24 protein-coding genes are annotated in these 17,293 nt (G+C 66.2%); 2 read left to right on the forward strand and 22 right to left on the reverse strand.

The annotated features are described in order from the left end of the window. The coding region (locus AC56K1_RS22415) for an IS3 family transposase (protein ID WP_497160027.1) at positions 1-93 on the forward strand (93 nt) is incomplete at its 5' end. Between the two features lie 64 nt (positions 94-157). Here the strand turns inward: AC56K1_RS22415 and AC56K1_RS22420 are convergent. The 12 genes from AC56K1_RS22420 to flgB form a co-directional block, all read right to left on the reverse strand. Beyond that, positions 158-1,168 (reverse strand): hypothetical protein, encoded by a 1,011-nt coding sequence (locus AC56K1_RS22420; protein WP_497159992.1) that lies wholly within the window; start codon positions 1,166-1,168, stop codon positions 158-160. 3 nt (positions 1,169-1,171) lie between these two features. Continuing rightward, positions 1,172-2,083, reverse strand: a complete 912-nt coding sequence (gene flgL, locus AC56K1_RS22425) for a flagellar hook-associated protein FlgL (RefSeq protein WP_497159993.1) — start codon at positions 2,081-2,083, stop codon at positions 1,172-1,174. Positions 2,084-2,094: 11 nt separating this feature from the next. Then, positions 2,095-3,486 (reverse strand): flagellar hook-associated protein FlgK, encoded by a 1,392-nt coding sequence (gene flgK, locus AC56K1_RS22430; RefSeq protein WP_497159994.1) that lies wholly within the window; start codon positions 3,484-3,486, stop codon positions 2,095-2,097. Between the two features lie 77 nt (positions 3,487-3,563). Next, positions 3,564-3,923 (reverse strand): rod-binding protein, encoded by a 360-nt coding sequence (locus AC56K1_RS22435; protein ID WP_497159995.1) that lies wholly within the window; start codon positions 3,921-3,923, stop codon positions 3,564-3,566. Then, positions 3,923-5,008 (reverse strand): flagellar basal body P-ring protein FlgI, encoded by a 1,086-nt coding sequence (locus AC56K1_RS22440; RefSeq protein WP_497159996.1) that lies wholly within the window; start codon positions 5,006-5,008, stop codon positions 3,923-3,925. Before AC56K1_RS22440 ends, AC56K1_RS22435 begins: the two co-directional genes overlap by 1 nt. Positions 5,009-5,054: 46 nt before the next feature. After that, positions 5,055-5,705, reverse strand: a complete 651-nt coding sequence (flgH, locus tag AC56K1_RS22445) for a flagellar basal body L-ring protein FlgH (protein ID WP_497159997.1) — start codon at positions 5,703-5,705, stop codon at positions 5,055-5,057. Next, complete coding sequence (gene flgG / locus AC56K1_RS22450; protein WP_171085820.1) at positions 5,706-6,491, reverse strand: flagellar basal-body rod protein FlgG; 786 nt, start codon at positions 6,489-6,491, stop codon at positions 5,706-5,708. Between the two features lie 35 nt (positions 6,492-6,526). Next, positions 6,527-7,255, reverse strand: coding sequence for a flagellar basal body rod protein FlgF (locus AC56K1_RS22455; protein WP_497159998.1), 729 nt, complete (start codon positions 7,253-7,255; stop codon positions 6,527-6,529). 17 nt (positions 7,256-7,272) lie between these two features. Continuing rightward, complete coding sequence (locus AC56K1_RS22460; RefSeq protein ID WP_497159999.1) at positions 7,273-8,463, reverse strand: flagellar hook protein FlgE; 1,191 nt, start codon at positions 8,461-8,463, stop codon at positions 7,273-7,275. Between the two features lie 11 nt (positions 8,464-8,474). Beyond that, positions 8,475-9,164 (reverse strand): flagellar hook capping FlgD N-terminal domain-containing protein, encoded by a 690-nt coding sequence (locus AC56K1_RS22465; RefSeq protein ID WP_497160000.1) that lies wholly within the window; start codon positions 9,162-9,164, stop codon positions 8,475-8,477. Positions 9,165-9,168: 4 nt separating this feature from the next. After that, entirely contained in the window at positions 9,169-9,573 is a 405-nt protein-coding gene (flgC, locus tag AC56K1_RS22470; protein WP_489876284.1) for a flagellar basal body rod protein FlgC, read from the reverse strand. A gap of 13 nt (positions 9,574-9,586) precedes the next feature. Further along, the gene (flgB, locus tag AC56K1_RS22475; RefSeq protein ID WP_497160001.1) at positions 9,587-9,946 is read right to left on the reverse strand and encodes a flagellar basal body rod protein FlgB; all 360 of its coding nucleotides are present in this window, start codon (positions 9,944-9,946) and stop codon (positions 9,587-9,589) included. Between the two features lie 219 nt (positions 9,947-10,165). Between flgB and flgA the strand changes: the two genes are divergently transcribed. Continuing rightward, positions 10,166-10,738, forward strand: a complete 573-nt coding sequence (flgA, locus tag AC56K1_RS22480; protein WP_497160002.1) for a flagellar basal body P-ring formation chaperone FlgA — start codon at positions 10,166-10,168, stop codon at positions 10,736-10,738. A 26-nt stretch (positions 10,739-10,764) separates the two neighbouring features. Here the strand turns inward: flgA and AC56K1_RS22485 are convergent, their stop codons facing one another. From AC56K1_RS22485 to fliS, 10 genes are read right to left on the reverse strand one after another with little or no spacing between them, the layout of a single operon-like run. Next, positions 10,765-11,520: a glycoside hydrolase family 73 protein gene (locus AC56K1_RS22485; protein WP_497160003.1), complete on the reverse strand. Its 756-nt coding sequence runs from the start codon at positions 11,518-11,520 to the stop codon at positions 10,765-10,767. Beyond that, complete coding sequence (flgN, locus tag AC56K1_RS22490; RefSeq protein WP_497160004.1) at positions 11,507-11,935, reverse strand: flagellar export chaperone FlgN; 429 nt, start codon at positions 11,933-11,935, stop codon at positions 11,507-11,509. Before flgN ends, AC56K1_RS22485 begins: the two co-directional genes overlap by 14 nt. Then, on the reverse strand, positions 11,932-12,207 hold the full coding sequence (gene flgM, locus AC56K1_RS22495) for a flagellar biosynthesis anti-sigma factor FlgM (RefSeq protein WP_497160005.1): 276 nt from the start codon (positions 12,205-12,207) through the stop codon (positions 11,932-11,934). The genes flgN and flgM overlap by 4 nt, the downstream gene beginning before the upstream one ends. Positions 12,208-12,244: 37 nt before the next feature. Continuing rightward, positions 12,245-13,183 (reverse strand): flagellar motor protein MotB, encoded by a 939-nt coding sequence (locus tag AC56K1_RS22500; RefSeq protein ID WP_497160006.1) that lies wholly within the window; start codon positions 13,181-13,183, stop codon positions 12,245-12,247. Between the two features lie 2 nt (positions 13,184-13,185). Further along, positions 13,186-14,097: a flagellar motor stator protein MotA gene (motA, locus tag AC56K1_RS22505; protein ID WP_497160007.1), complete on the reverse strand. Its 912-nt coding sequence runs from the start codon at positions 14,095-14,097 to the stop codon at positions 13,186-13,188. A gap of 46 nt (positions 14,098-14,143) precedes the next feature. Then, positions 14,144-14,884, reverse strand: a complete 741-nt coding sequence (locus tag AC56K1_RS22510) for a FliA/WhiG family RNA polymerase sigma factor (RefSeq protein WP_497160008.1) — start codon at positions 14,882-14,884, stop codon at positions 14,144-14,146. 25 nt (positions 14,885-14,909) lie between these two features. Further along, positions 14,910-15,368 (reverse strand): flagellar basal body-associated FliL family protein, encoded by a 459-nt coding sequence (locus tag AC56K1_RS22515; protein WP_497160009.1) that lies wholly within the window; start codon positions 15,366-15,368, stop codon positions 14,910-14,912. 10 nt (positions 15,369-15,378) lie between these two features. Further along, complete coding sequence (locus AC56K1_RS22520; protein WP_497160010.1) at positions 15,379-16,593, reverse strand: flagellar hook-length control protein FliK; 1,215 nt, start codon at positions 16,591-16,593, stop codon at positions 15,379-15,381. Next, entirely contained in the window at positions 16,590-16,907 is a 318-nt protein-coding gene (locus AC56K1_RS22525; protein WP_497160011.1) for a hypothetical protein, read from the reverse strand. Before AC56K1_RS22525 ends, AC56K1_RS22520 begins: the two co-directional genes overlap by 4 nt. Next, positions 16,900-17,289: a flagellar export chaperone FliS gene (gene fliS / locus AC56K1_RS22530; protein WP_171085854.1), complete on the reverse strand. Its 390-nt coding sequence runs from the start codon at positions 17,287-17,289 to the stop codon at positions 16,900-16,902. The genes AC56K1_RS22525 and fliS overlap by 8 nt, the downstream gene beginning before the upstream one ends. Positions 17,290-17,293 lie beyond the last annotated feature (4 nt).

Genomic DNA, 17,293 nt, shown 5'->3' on the forward strand with positions numbered 1-17,293 from the left:
TACATCCGCTATTACAATCACGACCGCATCAAGATGAAACTAAAAGGGCTGAGTCCTGTGCAATACAGAACCCAGCCCTTGGCCGCTCATTAAACCAACCGTCCAACTTTACGGGGTTCAGTTCACGAAGGAGCTTTTTCGCGGAAGAGAAGAGCGCCTAACGCAAGCCCAGCAGCGCCTGCACGCGTTCACGGCTCACGCCCACCAGCGCAGACGTAATCGCCAGCAGCGAGTGGTAGTCATGCCCCGCTGCGGTCGCGGTGAAATCCTGCGAAATGATCGCCAGCTCCGCTTCCGGAATCGCCGGCTGCGGCGTACGGGCCATGGCAGCGCTCAGCGCCGCGCTGGCCGCTTCTTGCGAGCGGCGCACGCGGCCCAGGGCCGCCATCACTTCGCGCAGGCTCTGGCGCAGGGCGTCAGGGTTGCCGATATTCCATTGCTCAGGTGCGATGACAGGTGGCTCTTCGGCCGTGTCCACGCGGCCGCGGCCGGAGATCGCGATCGCATCCTTGACGCCAACCCATTCGGCTTCCGGCGCACCGAACACCAGCTGCTGCTGGTTGTCGAGCGAGACGCGGACCTTCACCGGCGACAGGGTACGGTCGAGGCGGGCGGCGATTTCCTGGGGCGTCATGCCTTCGTCGATGGTGGCCGTCAGTTGGGGGCCGCCGGAACTGCCGACCGAGAATGCATAAGTCTGTGAACCGGCGGCTTGCAGCGCAGCCATGTCGAAGCCGCGGATGCGGAAACGCGTCGTGGCCGCCTGGCCATCCTTGAACTCGAGCTGGGAATCGACGCCGCCGCCGCTCTTCCTGGCGCGGGTCTGCAAGGCGGTGGCGAGCTGCTGGGCGCGCAGTTCGATCTGGCGTGCCGGGTCGCCGCGGCCCGAGATCTTGGCGCTCAGGTCGGCTTTCAGGGCTTCGAGCTGGGATGCGACACGTTCCAGGTAGTCGACCGCCTGTTGCGCGCGCGCGACGTCGCCTTGCAGCCGGGTATCCCACTTGATGCCGCGCTGGAGCGGGGCAGAGGCGGCAGCGACCTGCGTAACGACGCGGCTGTCCGGATCGGCCGGGCGGATCGCGGTGGCGCGCGCCGCGGCGCCGGTGCCGGTCGCGGCGGTGGTATTCGTGAGGCCCGGGTTGGCCGGGCGCAGGGCAGCTTCCATCATGGCTTACAGGACCGAGAACAGGGACAGGGTGCCGATCCGGCTGTACGCTTTGTACGTAGCCTGCAGCGCGGTCGAATAGCCGTTGAGCGAGGTCGCAGCCTCGCCGACGTCGAGGGCGCCGATATCGGTAATCGCCATTTTATTCGACAGGCTGACATTCGAGTGATTCGCGTCGAGCGTGGCCATGATGTTCTGCGCGCCGCCCAGCACGGCGATCTTGCCGCTGACCAGGTCGAGCGCATCGTCGAAGCCGCCGAGGTTGTTTGCCAGCACCGTACGCAGTGCCGGGTTATTCGCGGTAATGCCCGGCGTCTTGAGCAGGTCGATGCTCTCGTCGAGCTGATTCAGCAGCTTTTCCAGGCCCTTCAGGTCCTGGTTGCCGGCCTGGGTGATACCGTTGCCGACCACCACGTTCTGCGAATTGGTGTTGCCGGCATAGGTGTAGCGTGAGCCCAGGGCGGCAGCCGGGTCGTACTTGATCGGCGCGGTCGTGGTCAGGGTGCCGGAAAACACGTAGCGGCCTTCCTGGTCGATCGTATTGGCGTTGTAGAACAGGCTCTCGCGCAGCGCTTCGAGCGGGCTGACCATGGCCTTCAGGTCTTCCGCCGCGTTGCCGCCATCGGAGGCCCAGACCAGCAGGTCGCGGCCGTTGACCATTTCCTTCGACATATTGCTCAGGTAGCCTTCGGTCTTGGTCAGGCGGATCTTGATCGAGCCGATGTTGTCGCGGTATTGCTGCACCGTGGCTTCTTCGCGCGCCAGGCGCGCCAGGCGCACGCTGTCGACCGGGTCGTCCGACGGCACCAGGATGCGCTTGTTGCTCGCCATCTGCTGGGTCAGGTGGGTGATGCGCTCCTGGTTGGTCTGGAGCGACTGGTTCATCGTCGATTGGTACTGCGAGGTGGCGATACGCATGGTCTGGTCCTTTAGCCCATCATCGCCAGGGTGGCGTCGAAGAGCTGGTTGGCGATCGAAATGACTTTCAGGTTCGCCTGGTACATGTTCTGGTATTCGACCAGGTTGACGGCTTCCTCGTCCTGGTTCACGCCGCTGGTCGATTGCCAGTCGTCGAGCGACTGGGTGCGCACGGTCTGGGTGGTCTTCAGGGCGGCCTTGTTGAGCTGGCTGTCCACGCCGAGCTTGCCGACGATCTGGGTGTCGGCGTCGGAGAGCAGCACGGTGCCGATGGTGCCGACCGTGATGTCCTGGCTTTTGATCGCGACCAGCTTCTGCAGGTTGCCCGTGTCGCCCGGCGCGCCGTCGCTCGAAAACGCGAAGTCTTCCGCGACAAAGGGAGTCGCGACCTTCAGCATGTCGGCATTGCCGCCCGGGGTGAACACGAACAGCGGGGCGCCGGGGGTAGGCGTGGTGGAGGGCGGCACGGCAGGCTTGAGGCCGGCTGCCAGCTGGTCGTTCACCTTCTTGGCGAGCTGCTGCGCGATGGAGGCGATATCGCCCTGCATCGGCACCAGTTTTTCGGTTTCATACTTTGCCAGGCCGCCGAGCTGGCCCCCGAGCCTGGCGGCATCGAGCACGAATTTGGTGCCGGCGAAGTTCAGCGAGAATTCCTGGGGCGAGGTCGCGGTTGGTGCGGCCGTCAGGGTGCCGTGCTTGCTGCCCAGCACCAGTGCCTGGCCGGTCTTGAGCGAGATGTCGCGCGTGCCGTCGCCGTTGTCCGAAACTTCCAGCGCCATCTTGCTGGCGAGGCCGTCAATGGCCTGGTCGCGGGCGTCGATCATGCTTGATGCGCTCAGGCCGCCGGCCTGCGCTTCACTGATCTGCTGGTTCAGCCTGGCGATCGATGCGATCTGCGAGTTGGCTGAGTCGACGATGGCGCTGCGCTGGTTGCGCACCGACTGCAGCTGGGCGTTGAACACGTTGTTCAGGCCGTTAAAGCGTTCGGCCATCAGGCCGGCCGAGGTCAGCACCTGCTGGCGCAGCGGGGTCGAGCCCGGGTCGCCGGCGACGGCGTTCAGGGCGCCGAAGAACTGGTCGATGCCGGCCGACAGGCTGGCGGTGTCGTCGCCCATGACATTTTCGAGCTGGCTCAGGTAAGGCTGGGTCTGCGAATGCGCGCCGAGTTCGGCCGCCGCGCGCCACATGGCCTGGCTTTTGTAGTTGTCCGAAAAGCGCAGCAGCGAGCTGACCTGCACGCCATTGCCGGCCGAGCGCGGGCTGGCGTCCGGACCCATGGCGGTCAGGAGCGCAGACTGGCGGGTATAGCCCTTGGTTTGCAGGTTGGCGATGTTCTGGCTGCTGGCGGACAGAGCGACCTGGGCGGCGAGGGCGCCGGACAATGCGTTATTGATGATGGCCATGGTGCGGATTCTTTCCAGAGGCAGGGTCTACCTGAACAAGGCGACCGTTTATTGCCCGGCATTAAGTTTTCCTGCGACTAGATTTTAGTGTCAGGCTTGGAGGCGGGCTGGGCGGCAGGGACGAGCTGGCGCAGGATCGCATCGGCAATGCCGAAAGCGCGGTTGCCGGCCATGCTCGCGGCCAGCTGGTCGTCGGCCATGTCCTGCATGTCCTGGTTGACCTTGTTGTTGAACACGCTGTCTTCGGTCGCCATGGCGCGGGTGGACGAGCGCATTTCCTTGAGCATGTGCGAGATGAAGAAGCGCTCGAACTCGACCGCGGCCTTGGTGGCTTTCTTGACATAGACCGGGTCGGCCGCCGGCTGGGCGGCCGCCGGGGCCACTGGTGCTTCGGCAGCCAGGGCCGCCTGCTGGAGTTGGGTCGGGTCGATGCGCATCAGATCACCACCAGTTCGCCTTCGATTGCGCCGGCCTGGTCGAGCGCCTGCAGGATCGCCATGATGTCGTCGGGCGAGGCGCCCAGGCTGTTGACCACGTCGATGATGGTCTGCAGCTTGGCGCCGGGCGGCCAGCGAAACATCTGGCCCGAGCCCTGGTCGACCGACAGCTTCGATTCCGGCGTGACGGCGGTCTGGCCGCGCGACAGCGGGCCCGGCTGGCTCACGCGCGAGCTTTCCGAAATGATCACTTTGAGCGAACCGTGGGTGACGGCGGCCGCCTTCACGCGCAGGCCGTCGGCAATCACCACGGTCCCGGTGCGCGAGTTGAACACGACCTTCGGCACTTCGATGCCCGATTCGATCGACAGGTTGTTCAGCTTGGCCATGAAGGCCACGCGCTCGGTTGGGTTGATTGGAGCGATGACTTCGACACTGGTGCCGTCGGCGGTGGTCGCGATGGCGCCGTAGCGCTTGTTGATCGCTTCGACCACGTTGGTCGCGGTCTCGAAATGCGGCTGGCGCAGGCGCAGCATGAGGTGCGGGCGGGTCGAGAAGTCCGAGGCGATCTCGCGCTCGATCATGGCGCCGTTCGGAATGCGGCCGGTGGTCGGGGTGTTCACCGTCACCGAAGAGCCGCTTTTTCCCGTGGCGTTCAGGCCGCCGACCACCAGGTTGCCCTGGGCCAGCGCATAAATTTCATTGTCGGCCGCGCGCAATTGCGTCAGCAACAGGGTGCCGCCGCGCAGGCTCTTGGCGTCGCCCAGCGAAGAGACGGTGATGTCGATCGCCTGGCCGCGGCGGTAGCCCGGCGGGAAGACGGCCGACACCATGACGGCCGCGACGTTCTTGTTCTTGGCGTCTTCGCCATCGGGCAGGCGCACGCCGAACTGCTTGAGCATGTTGACGACCGACTGGCCGGCGTATTTCACCTGGCTGGAGTCGCCGCTGCCGTTCAGGCCGACGACTAAACCGTAGCCGACCAGCGGATTGTCGCGCACGCCTTCGACGCTGACCAGGTTGCGCAGCGCTTGCGCCGCGGTGGCCGGCATGGCTGCGCCGCCGAGCAGGGCGGCACACAACATGATACGAAAACCGCGGGCAACATGAGAATTGTGAATCATATCGTCCTCAGAACGGCATCAGTGGGCTGTTGAAGAAGCGGGTCAGCCAGCCTGGGGTATTAGCATCGGCCAGGGCGCCGCGCGCCGAATAGGCGATGCGGGCATTGGCCACGCGCAGCGACGAGACCTGGTTGTCGTTGTCGATGTCGGCGGCGCGCACGAAGCCCTTCAGGCGCACGAATTCCTCGCCCTGGTTCAGCATCAGATTCTTCTCGCCGGCCACGCGCAGCAGGCCGTTCGGCAGCACTTCCTGCACGATCACGGTCAGCGCGCCGGACAGGGCGTTCTGCTGGGTGCTGGTGGCGTCGCCATCAAAACTGCGGTCGGCCGAGATGTCGATCGCGGTCTTGCCGAAGGTCTTGCCGAGTGCGGCGATCGGGGCCACCGCCACCGACGACCCCTTGGAGAAGCTGGTGCCGGCGCGCTTGCTGGCCTGGGTGGTTTCCTGGAGGATCACGGTGACCGCGTCGCCCACGCGGTAGGCGCGGCTGTCCGAGGTCAGCGACACGGTTTCACCCGTGAAGACGCCGCCGGAGACGCCGCGCGTGCTTGTCCTTGCCATCGGCACTTCGTCGTCGTCGATCGAAGCCTGGCGCGGCGCCGTGGTTGCGCAGCCGGCCAGCAGGAGGGCGCAGAGCGCCGCAGTCAGGACTTTCATTTAGCGTGCAGCCTGTGCCAGGTATTGCAGCATGTTGTCGGCAGCCGACAGCACCTTGGTGTTCATCTCGTAGGTGCGCTGGGCGGCGATCATGTCGACCATCTCTTCGACCACCTGCACGTTCGAGCCTTCCAGCGCGCCCTGCTTGAGCTTGCCCATGGCGCCATCGCCCGGACGGCCTTCGTTGGCGGTGCCCGAGGCAGCCGTTTCGCTGAACAGGTTCTCGCCCAGGGCCAGCAGGCCGGCCGGGTTCACGAAGCTGGTCAGCGTGAGCTGGCCCAGTTCGGTCGGGGCGCTGCTGCCGGCGATGGTGGCCGAGACCATGCCGTTTTCGCCGATGGTGATGGCGGTGGCGTTCTCCGGGACGGTAATCTGCGGCACCAGGGCCAGGCCCTGGGCATTGGTCAGGGTGCCGTTGGCATCGACCTTCAGCTGGCCGGCGCGGGTGAAGGCCGGTTCGCCGTTCGGGCGGCGCACCTGCAGGAAGCCGGCGCCGGAAATGGCGACGTCCAGCGGCTGGCTGGTGGTCTGCATGTTACCGTTGGTGAAGACCTTCTGGGTGCCGACCAGGCGGGTACCGTTGCCGAGCTGGACGCCGTTCGAGACGGTGTTGTCCGCGCTCTGGGCGCCCGGCTGGGCGTCGACCTGGTAGAACAGGTCTTCGAACACGACACGGTCGCGCTTGAAGCCGACGGTATTGACGTTGGCCAGGTTGTTGGCGATTGCCTGCAGCTTGGCGTCTTGCGCCTGGACGCCGGTCTTGCTGATCCACATTGCTGGATTCATGGGTACTCCTCGTATTGGTGTGAATTGGCGGACGCTTACGCGCCGATCAGGCGGTTGCCCACTTCATTCATGCTGTCGCTGGCCTTGAACAGTTTCATCTGGATCTCGAAGCTGCGGTTCAGGCTCATCACGGCGACCATTTCTTCGACCGCCGACACGTTGCTGCCCTCGAGGGCGCCGCCGCGCACAGTGACGTTCGCATCCGCCTCGAGCGGCTCGCCCCGGCGCGACACGACCAGGCCGGCTTCGTTCTTGGTCAGCTCCGCGCCTTCGGCGTTTACCAGGCGCAGCTTGTCGATCGCCTGCATGGCGGTCGCGCCTTCGCTCAAGACCGAGATCGTGCCATCGGTGCCGATTTCGACCGCCTGGTGCGGCGGCAGCGTGATCGGGCCGCCTTCGCCCATCAGGGGATGGCCATGCACCGACAGCGCGCCGTTGGCGTCGATGTCGATGGCGCCGGCACGGGTATAGGCTTCGCCGCCGTCGTACTGCACCGCCAGGTAGCCGCCGCCATTGATGGCGACGTCCAGCGGACGGCCGGTTTCGCGCACCGCCCCGGAGCGGGTCGAGATCGTGTCCGCCTGGGTCTGGGCCAGGTGCATGCTGTCGTAGCCGTAGCCACGTTGCTGCGCCTGGGTCGCGGCCACCTCCAAGTTCGCGCGGAAGCCCGAGGTGTCGATATTGGCCAGGTTGTTCGCGTGCACCTGCTGCGCACGCATGGTGCGCTCGGCGCCGCTGACGGCGGTGAAGATCAGTTTATCCATGACGGTCTGCCTTTAGCTTAGAGGGCTTGCATCAGGGCTTGCATCATCTGGTTCTCGGTCGTGATGACCTTCGAATTGGCCTGGTAGTTACGTTGCGAGGTCATCAGGCCGACCAGCTCCGAGGTGATGTCCACGTTCGAGCCTTCCAGCGTGCCTTTCGACAGCTTGCCGGCCAGGCCCACGCCCGGGGTGCTGTACAGCGGCGTGCCCGAGGCGTTGTTGGCGGCCCAGCTGGTGTCGCTGGTCGAGATCAGGCTGCCTTCGTCCGGGAAGGTGGCGATCGCCAGGGTGCCGACGACCTGCTGCTGCTCGTTGCTGTACTTGGCCACGATCGAGCCGTCTTCGGCCAGTTCCACGCCCACGAAGCTGCCCGAGGCATAGCCGTCGCTGCGGTTGGTGGTGGTGGTGGCTTCGCCGGCGAAGTGGGTGGTGCCGCTGTAGTCGATGGTGAAGGTCAGGGCAGCCGCGCCGCCGCCGGCCGCCAGGGTCTGCGGCGCGCTCTTGGTACCCGCCGGGATCTGGCCCAGGGTGTCGAAGGTCAGGGTGGTGGCAGTGCCGGACGGGGCCGCGTTGTCGATGGCGTAATGCACGGCGACAGTGTTGGCGCCGGTCTTGACGAAATACTGCGACACGGTGTGCTGGGTGCCGAGCGAGTCGAACAGCACCGATTGCTTGACCATGTTGTAGGTGGACGAGTCGGTGTGGTTGAAAGCGGGGGCTGCCGGTTTCGGAGCCCAATCGGCCGACAGGTTGCCGACGAAATTGATGCCGGTGCTGGCCTTGGCCGCGATCTGGCCGGTCGGGATCTTGATGTCGCCCATCACGCCGATCACGCCGCCCACGGTCGGGCCGTAACCCTGCACGTTGCGGCCGGCCGCGTCGACCAGGTTGCCGTCCTTGTTGGCCGAGAAGATGCCGACGCGGGTGTATTGCATCACGCCCTGGGCGTCACGGCTGGTGAAGAAGCCGCGGCCCTGGATGGCGGCGTCGAGGCCGCGGCCGGTGTTCTGCAGGCTGCCGTTCTGGCCGATGTTCTGGGTCAGCGAGGCCACTTCCACGCCATTGGCCTGGTCGCCGGCATACACCGAGGCGAAGTTGGCGCGGCTGCTCTTGAAGCCGTAGGTGCCGGCGTTGGCGATGTTGTTCGAAACGGCTTCCAGCTGCTCGTTGATGGCCTGGATGCCGGACAGTGCGATATTGAAGCTCATGTGAATTCCTTTTAGATATCCGTGGCGGCCAGGACATTGGCCTTACCGTTAAAACCCGTGACGCTCGATGGATCGACTTCGCCGATGCCGGCGACCTGCAGCAGGATGCCGCCGGTGGCCGACATGCGGACGCTGTCGAGGCGGCCGTTGACTTCCACCGCCGGCTTGGTGCCGTCCGATGCTTCGGCACTGATGCTGTAGTTGCCCGGCGCCAGGCCGAGAGCGGCCGGGTCGAGCGTGAAGGGCAGGGCGCCGGCGCCGTGCGAAGGCAGGCTGACGCGGTGCTGCTGGCCGTCGACGCCGGTCAGCACCAAGGTGGTGACGCTGCTGGCGCCGCCGAGCTGGACGTTGCCGCTGATCTTGTCTTCGCCCATGCGCACGCGGCCGGTCGCAACCGAGACCTCGCTGCCGACCTGGGCGCCCATCGCCATGACCTGCAGGCTTTGCAGCACGCTGGCGCTGGCGCTGGTGCTCTTGGCCAGCTGCTGCAGCGCTTCGGTCTGCGACAGTTGCGAGAGCTGGTTCACGAACTGGGTCGGGTCCGACGGCGCCAGCGGATCCTGGTTGCGGATCTGGGCGACCAGCAGCTTGGTGAACATGTCCTTGTTCTCGCTGGCGGCGGTGCTGGTGGCGATCTTGTCGCTGTTCGCGCTGGTGTTCGGCGTGGAGAAGCCGAAGGCGTTGTTGGTAGTGGTGACCATGGAATCAGCCCTCGCCCATCTTCAGCAGCGACTGCTGCATGTTCTTGATGCGGCCCATCACCTCGACATTGGTCTCGAAGGCGCGCGAGGCAGACATCATGTCTGCCATCTCCGCCACTTCGTTGACGTTGGCGTAGTACACCATGCCGTCGGCGTCGGCGACCGGATTGTCCGGTTCGTACATCTTGCGCAGCGGCTCGCTCGACTGGACCACGTCCAGCACCTGCACACTGGCCCCGCCCGACTCGCCCATGATGGCGGCGAACACCGGCTTGCGCGCGCGGTAGCCTTCGGCTTCCGAGCCGGCCACGGCGTTGGCGTTGGCCAGGTTGCTGGCGATCGTGTTCAGGCGCACGGTCTGGGCCGCCATGGCCGATCCGGCGATCTGGGAAATATCCTTGAAACCCATGGTCTTGGTTCCCTTATTGGCCGGTAATGGCTTTGTTCAGGCCACGCAGCTTCATGTTGATGAAGGTCAGGCTGGTCTGGAAGTCGGAGGCGTTCTGCGAAAAGGCGGCCTGCTCGACGCCGATCTCGACGGTGTTGCCGTCGGCGCTGGGGTGGAAGGGCACGCGGTAGAGCGGGCCGTCGCTATCCAAGGTCGGCTCGCCGGCATCAAGCGCAATCTGCTCCTGCAGGCTTGAGGCGAAGTCGATGTCGCGCGCCGTATAGCCAGGCGTGCTCTCGTTGGCGATATTGGCGGCCAGCACACGGGTACGTTCAGCGCGCACCTGCAGCGCGTCGGCGTGTACGCCAAGAGCTTCCTTAAAATTAATCGTCATATCGGTCCTCTGTCGGTGTCCTGCAGTTTGTTTCGGTATGATGGTCGCTTCTTTGTTTCTAACGCGACCCTCTATTTAACAATGATTGCTTTCCGTAGGGCAACCACGTTCATTGTATCCTGTCTTTTATGCGCCACAACCGAGGCCGCTCAATCTATTTCCTTACAGATAGAACAAGCTGCCCGTGGCCAAATTGACAAACAATTGCTCGCCAGCGGCATGTCGGAGCCGGAAGTCGAGCTGAACGTGGTCAGCGCGCGCCCGGCGCCGCCATGCAGTGCCCCGGTCGCGATCGAGGCGCTCGACACCCGCCAGTACGCGCGCATGCGCTTCGTGGCGCGCTGCCCCGACCCGCGCGGCTGGAAGCAGGATGTCGTCGTGCGGGCCCGTATCACGGCGGTGGTTGCCGTCACGGCCATGCCGCTCAGGAACAACGAGGTGCTGACCGACGAGCACCTCACGCTCGAGCGGCGCGACGTCACCCAGGTGGCGGACGCCATCGGTGCGCCTGAAGCGGCCATCGGCCAGACCAGCCGGCGCAGTTTGCGCGCGGGCGAGATCCTGCGTGCCAGCAGCTTGACCTCGCCCTTGATGGTCAAGCGCGGCGACCAGGTATTGATGCTGGCGCGCCACGAGGGCATCGAGATCAGCATGGGGGGCGAGGCGCTCGACGCCGGCGCGCGCGGCGCCACCGTGCGGGTGCGCAACGCGGCGAGCGGGCAGGTGGTGCGGATGCGGGTGACCGGCGCCGGCACGGTCGAGCCGGTCGAGGCGCCCGGGGTCAGTAGATAGATCAGTCGATAAGATAGAAGACCGGCTTAGCCGTCGCTGCGCTGCAGTTTCGTGGCCAGGCGGGTGAGTTTCGCCGCATAGGCCGGGTCGGTCGCGTAACCGCCCTTGGCCAGGCCCTGCGCAAAAGCGCGGGCGTCGTTGCCGACCCCGAGTGCGCCTTTATAGCGCGGGTTATCCGCCAGCATATGCGCATAGTCGCGGAAGGCGCTGCCGGCGTCCGGGTAGGAGCGGAAGCGCTCGCGGGTCTTGATCGCGGCGCCGCCGATGTATTCGGTGGTGCTGTTCTCGCTCACGGCGCCTTCCCACTTCGCGCCGGCCTTGATGCCGAACAGGTTGTGGCTCGACTCGCCGCTGCCATTCTTCAGTGGGCGCTGGCCCCAGCCCGATTCCAGCGCGGCATGGGCCGACACCAGTTCCGGCGCGACGCCCAGCTGCTCGCCGGCCTGGCGCGCCCAGGGGGCGATGCTGTCCAAAAATGCCTGCTGCTCGGGCGTGGTGTCGCTGCCGGCAACGCCATCGACACCATCGACCTCGTTTTCGCCGCTGATCAAGCCGGCCGCACGGGCATGCCAGATGCTGCCTTCGGCGCTCAGGGCGGCCGCGCCGGTCTCACCGCCGTCGCCGCTCTGGATGTAGGCGGTGACTTCGCCCTGCACCTCGCCGAACATGTTGCCGAAACGTTGCATAGCACCGCTGCCCCCGCCGATGGCGGCGGTGGGACGGGTCGCGTTCGTCGGCGCCAGCGGCGCAATCGGGGCGGTCGAAAAATCAGCGTGGCGCATAAATGTCTTCCTCGCCATGCAGCACGCGCTGCATCACGGTGTACTGTTCGGCCAGCAGGCTGCCGTTGCGGGTAGAGGCCGCCTTGCAGGCCTGCACGGTATGTTCCAGGTCGGCCCAGGCCGCGGCCAGCGCGCCCTGCGCCGGTTCGCTGAGCGTCGTGATGAATTGCGCCATGGTCGCGTCTTCGCCCAGCAGGGCGCGCACCAGCGATACGCGCTGCTGGCGCCGTGCATCCATGCCATCCAACAGCGGTTCGAGCAGCTTCGCGAGCGAAGTTAGTTCGGCCGTCTGGTGGCGCAGCGCCGCCTCGAACTGGCGTTCGAGCAGGGCCAGCACTTCGGCGCTGTCGCGCACGTCGGCCTGCACGCCATCGACGAGCAGCGCATTGGCCTGGGGCCGGGTCATGCGGTTCATCCCCGGCCTCCGCCGTGGAAGCGCTCGATCAGGCCGGCCAGGCGGCCGGCATTGAAGGGCAGCTCGCCCTTTGCCAGCTGGTCGCGCAGCTCGGCGACTCTGGCGGCATCGAAGTCCGGCATCGCGCGCAGGGCCTGCGCGGCCGGCTGCAGCACGTCCGACTGCAGGGCGGGCGCCGGGGCCGACATCGACGCCGTCTCGACAGGCGCCTGCACGGTCGTGCGCCCGGTGCCGATGGTCACGGTAGGAGCGATTGCGCCGGTGATTTTCATGCGGTTACCTCGGGTTTTCGATTGGATGCTCATGGGTTTACTTCGGCAATTGGCTGCGCAGCTTTTCCAGGGCTGCCGCGTCGGGCATGCTGATCGACGCGTCCTTCCCCAGCGGGGTGGTGGCGCCGGGCTTGCCGAACATGCTGGCGACCATGCGCGACTGGCCCGTCGTCAGGATCAGCAGCTCGATGCGGCGGTTCACTCCCGCCAGCGGTTCCTTCATTTCCAGCGGCGCGCGGTCGGACATGCCCACCACCTGCAGCACGCTCTCGCTGCGCATTCCGCCGTCGAGCAATTCGCGCCGCGCCGACAGCGCGCGGTCGGTCGACAGCGCCCAGTTCGAATAGCCGCCCTTGTCGGAACCGGCGAAACGCGACGAATCGGTATGCCCGACGATGAGCATCTGGTTTTCCATCTGGGCGAACAGCGGGCCCATCTTGCGCAGCAGGCGCACGAAGCGTCCGGTGGGCAGGGCGCTGCCGCGCATGAACATGCCCTGGCGGTCGGTGTCATGCAGCATGACGCGCAGGCCGTAGGGCGTGATCACGGTGTCCAGGTTGGCCGCGAGGCCCGCGTCCGCGCTCATCTCGCCCAGCGCCTTCGACAGTGCCGCCAGGTCTTCGGGCGACTCGTAGGCCACGCGCGGCGCATTCGGGCTGCCCGGCGCCTGGTTGCCGGCGCTGCCGGCCAGCGGCAGCTCGAAGCGCTCGATCATGCTGCCGCTCGGTTCCGCCGCGATCTCGGGCTTGCGGCCCTTTTCGTCGAGCATACCGTTCTCGGTTGCATCACGCACGATTTTCTTGAGATTCTGTTGTTCCCGGGAGGCAATCAGCCACAAGACGAGAAACAATGCCATCAAAGCCAGGCAAAAGTCGGCGAAGGCCACCTTCCAGGCGCCGCCGTGTTCGTCATGCGCATGCTTGCCGCCGCCGCGCTTGACGATGGTCGATTCGTGCTTGTCGTTAGCTTTTGACACGATTATCCCGTCATGCGGTCGGCCGTACGGCGCCGCTTGTTCTGCGATTCATCCTCGCCGCCCATTGCATTGATCCACTGTTCGAGCTGGGCGAAGCTGGGCTTGGTGTTGAGCTGGATCAGGCGGCGTCCGGCGTCGATCGCCAGCAGCGCCGGCTTGCCGGCCACGTGGGTGCACAGCACCACTTTCACGGTCTCCATGGTCGAGGCTTCGGAATTGACCAGCTGCTTCATCATGTTGGCCAGCGGTTCGAGCAGGCCGTAGCAGAAGAAGATGCCGATGAAGGTACCGACCATCGCGGCGCCGATCTTTTCGGCGATCTCGCCCGAATCGGCGCCGCCCGAGACCGAGAACATCGCCATCACGATGCCCAGCACCGCGGCCAGGATGCCGAAGCCCGGCATCGCTTCGGCGATCTTCTGCAGCGACTTGGCCGGCTGGGTGAGTTCTTCGTGGATGGCTTCCAGTTCCTGCTCCAGCACACCTTCGAGCTCGTGGGCGTTGATCTTGCCCATCGCCATCAGGCGGAAGTTGTCGACGATGAAAGCCAGCAGCTTGGGCTCGTCCAGGATGCGCGGGTAGCGCTGGAACAGCGGGCTTTCCGACGGCGCCTCGACGTGGGCGTCGAGCGCCTTCAGGCCGCCGGCGGCGGTTTGCAGCAGTTCGTACATCAGGAGCAGCAGCTGGCGCTGGAATTCCGAGTCGTGCTTGCTGCGCGCCATGACTTTTTTCAGCTGGTGCGCCATCTCGGCCAGCACGTGCCGCTGGTTGCCCAGCACCAGTGCACCGAAGGCGGCGCCGCCGATGATCAATAGCTCGATCGGGTGGAAGATCGAGGCGAAGGTGCCGCCCATCAGGGAGAAGCCCCCGAAGACGGCGCCGAGCACGATGGCAAGACCTAGTAATTGCTGCATGACGTACTGCCTTTCTTGTTGCCTGCTTGTTGCTGTAGTGAGAAGGTCAGGCGCGCCCGAGCGCAGCCTTCATTTTTGCCAGTGCGCTCTTGTTGAGCTGGCAGACGCGGGCGTCCGACAGGTCGAGCACGGCGGCGATTTCCTTGTAGCTCAATTCGAACTCGTAGATCATCTGGATCACGCGCTGTTCTTTTTCGTTCAGGCTGCCCAGCACCTGCTCCAGGCTGCGCCGCACCATATAGCCTTCTTCCGGGCTCGGTGCGCTGTGGGCATGGTCGGTGGCTTCCTGCAGCACCTCGTCGAAGCTGAGCATCTCTTCGGCGACGTCGTCGAGCACGTGCTGGCGGAATTCGTCGGCCGACATGCCAAGGGCGGCCGCGGCTTCCTTCTCGCTCGGCTCGCGGCCCAGGCGCCGGGTGAGGGCACGCAGCTCGTCGCGCATGCGGTGGCTGTCCTGGCGCACGGCGCGCGGGCGCCAGTCCTGGCGGCGCAGCTCGTCCAGGATGGCGCCGCGCACGCGCAGGGACGCATAACTGCCGAAGCCGTTGTCCGGCGTGCCGTAGCGGCGCAGCGCCTCGAGCAGCCCCATCAGCCCGATCTGCTCCATGTCCTCGCGCGAGACCGCGCCGGACACCTGCGAGTTCAGCTGGCGCACGATGCGCTTGACCAGCGGCGCATACGCGAGCAGGTGGCGCTGCTCCTCGGCAGGCAGCATGCCCGCGTTGGCCGGCGCTTCCCCGTACAGGGAAGCGGCGCTGGAGTCGGCATAGTCGGCTGTATAGGCCACGATGTCCCCGGTGTCTAGAATAGGATCATTCGACGATCAGCTTGCCGATCATGACTTCGGAAAACGGCTTTTCATGGTTTTCCTTGGCATAGTTGGCGTCGAAGGTCTTGTTCAGCTGCTGGGCATACTGTTCCACCGTCATGCTCGAGGCTTGCGCCACGGTGTAGGCCGACAGGCTCGATACAGCGACGCTGCGCAGCAGCGGCAGGTGTTCCTTGGCTTCCTTTTCCTGCTCCGGCGTGGTGGCCAGCACCAGGTCGACCGACAGGTAGTGGGCCGTGGGCTGGTTCGGCATGCGGCGCAGCATGACGATGACCTTGTCGAGGGTGACGTATTTGGTCAGCTTCTTTTCCGGGGCCGGCTTGGCGGCAGCATCATGGGCGCCGGCTGGCGGCGCCATGTACCACATGGCGCCGCCAGCGGCTCCCGCGGCGAGGACGGCAACACCGAGGAAGGCGGCGATCAGTTTGGCTTTACTGTTCATGGTCGTGGGTTCAGGCGCGTGAGCTCAGGGAGAACGCGGTGGTGGATTGATGGGCCTCGGCCAGGGCGGCGCCGGGTTCGCGCTCGTCCTGGTCCGGGTCCTGCTGGCGGCCGCGGCCTTGTGCATCGGCGCCAAAGCCGGCACCTTGTCCCGCTTGCGCGGCGGCCTGGGCACGCGGCGCGGCCTGGCTGACGTTCACCGATACATCGGTGTACTGGCGGCCGGCCAGGTCGCTGCGCAGGTTGTCGCTGACCGTGTTCAGCTGGCGCAGCACTTCGCTGTGGGTCGCCGTGATGTTCACTTCGAGCGCACCCGCGGTATGGCGGATCGAAATCTCGACCCGGCCCAGCATCGGCGGCTCGAGGCGGATGATGGCCTGCTCGGCGTTTTTCGTGAGCTGGACGTTCAGGCGCTCCCCCAGGGCTTCCTGCAGCGACTGGCGCCAGGCGGTCGGCGGGCCGGCCAGGGTCAAGGTGCCGGCGTCGCGCACGGGGGCGTTCGGCGCACTTGGTGCAGCGACGCCGAAGCCGGCATTGCTGCCGGCTGCCGGGGCGGCTTCAGAAACGGCGGCTTCGCGCGGCTGCGCCTGCACGGCGGCAGGCGCGGCCTGGCTGGTGCCAGCTGCCGGCGCCGGCTGGGCGGCAGCGGTGGATGCACTGGCCCGTGCCAGCTGGGCCGAGGCGGTAGCGACGGCCTGGGCCGGCAGGGCGGCGTCCGCGGCCTTGATGACTGGCGTGGCAGCAGCGGCAAGCGGCAGCTCGATGGCGCCGGCCGTCGCAGCAGCAGAAGCAGCAACCGGTGCGTTGCCAGTGGCTTGCTGCTCCGGCTTGCCTGACGCGAAGCGCAGGCCCGCGGGCAGGGCGGCCGGGATGGCCATCATCATCGACGGCATCAAGGGCATGGCCATCGCGGCCAGCAGCGTGTCGTTGCCGGTAGCAGGCGTTTCCTCCGCAGCTTCGGCGACGGCCGGTGCAGGTGCGGCACCATCTTGCGACACCGGGGTGTCGGCGGCCGCCAGTTCAGGCACGGCTTGTTCGGCCGCCGGCATGGCCACGGCGTTCAGGTCCATGAACTGCAGGAAGGGCATGGCCGCTGGAACGCTGGAAGCGGCGAGCTGCGCCGGGTCGAGCGGGAGGGCGTCGGCCGGGGCAGCCGTGCTGCCGTTGGCGGCGACGGTGGCTTCGCTGCTCGTCGGCAGGGGGGCGCTGTTCATCGTGATATTCATGTGGTGGTGTTACCAGAATCGGGTTCGCCCGCGAGGGCATAGGCCATCCAGCCATCCTTGTTGACGCGCATGTCGTCCAGGCGCGCCTCCAGCTGCCCGGAGGCGGCAGCCACCTGGCCGGCTGCTTCGTCGTGCGCGCTGCGCAGGCGGCCCAGGGCTGCGCGCTCGGCGCCGCTCCAGGGCTTGCCCGCGGCCAGCGCCTGCAGCCGGGGGCCGAGCTCGCGCGCGGCGTGGGCAAGCCCGTCCCAGTCGGCACGCATGCCGGCGTCCTGCAGCACTTCGGCAAGGGCGTCGATGGCGCGCGACCTATCCATTGCGCTCCTGGACGCCTTTCCAGCCCTGGCGGATGGTGGTGAGCACGCGGATCACTTCATCGACCATGGTCGGGTCGAGCTTGATGCCGGCGCCGTGCAGGTGCTGGGCGCAGAAATCATAGATGCGCGCCAGGTTGGCGACGGTCTCGCCGCCCTGATCGAAATCCAGGGAGCTCGACAGGCCGTTGATGATCTCGACGCATTTGTCGATGCTGGCTGCCTTGGCTTCGAAACGGCGCGCGGCGATGTGGGCGCGGGCGCGCGCCAGCTCGTCGAGCAGGCCGTCGGTGAGCAGCAGGACCAGCTCCACGGGCGAGGCGCGCGAGGTCTGCGCATCGAGGTTGACGGCGTGGTAGCTGCCGTAGGCTTCTTGATAGGACATGTGG

The organism is Telluria sp. ZB4P37 (assembly GCF_059685855.1).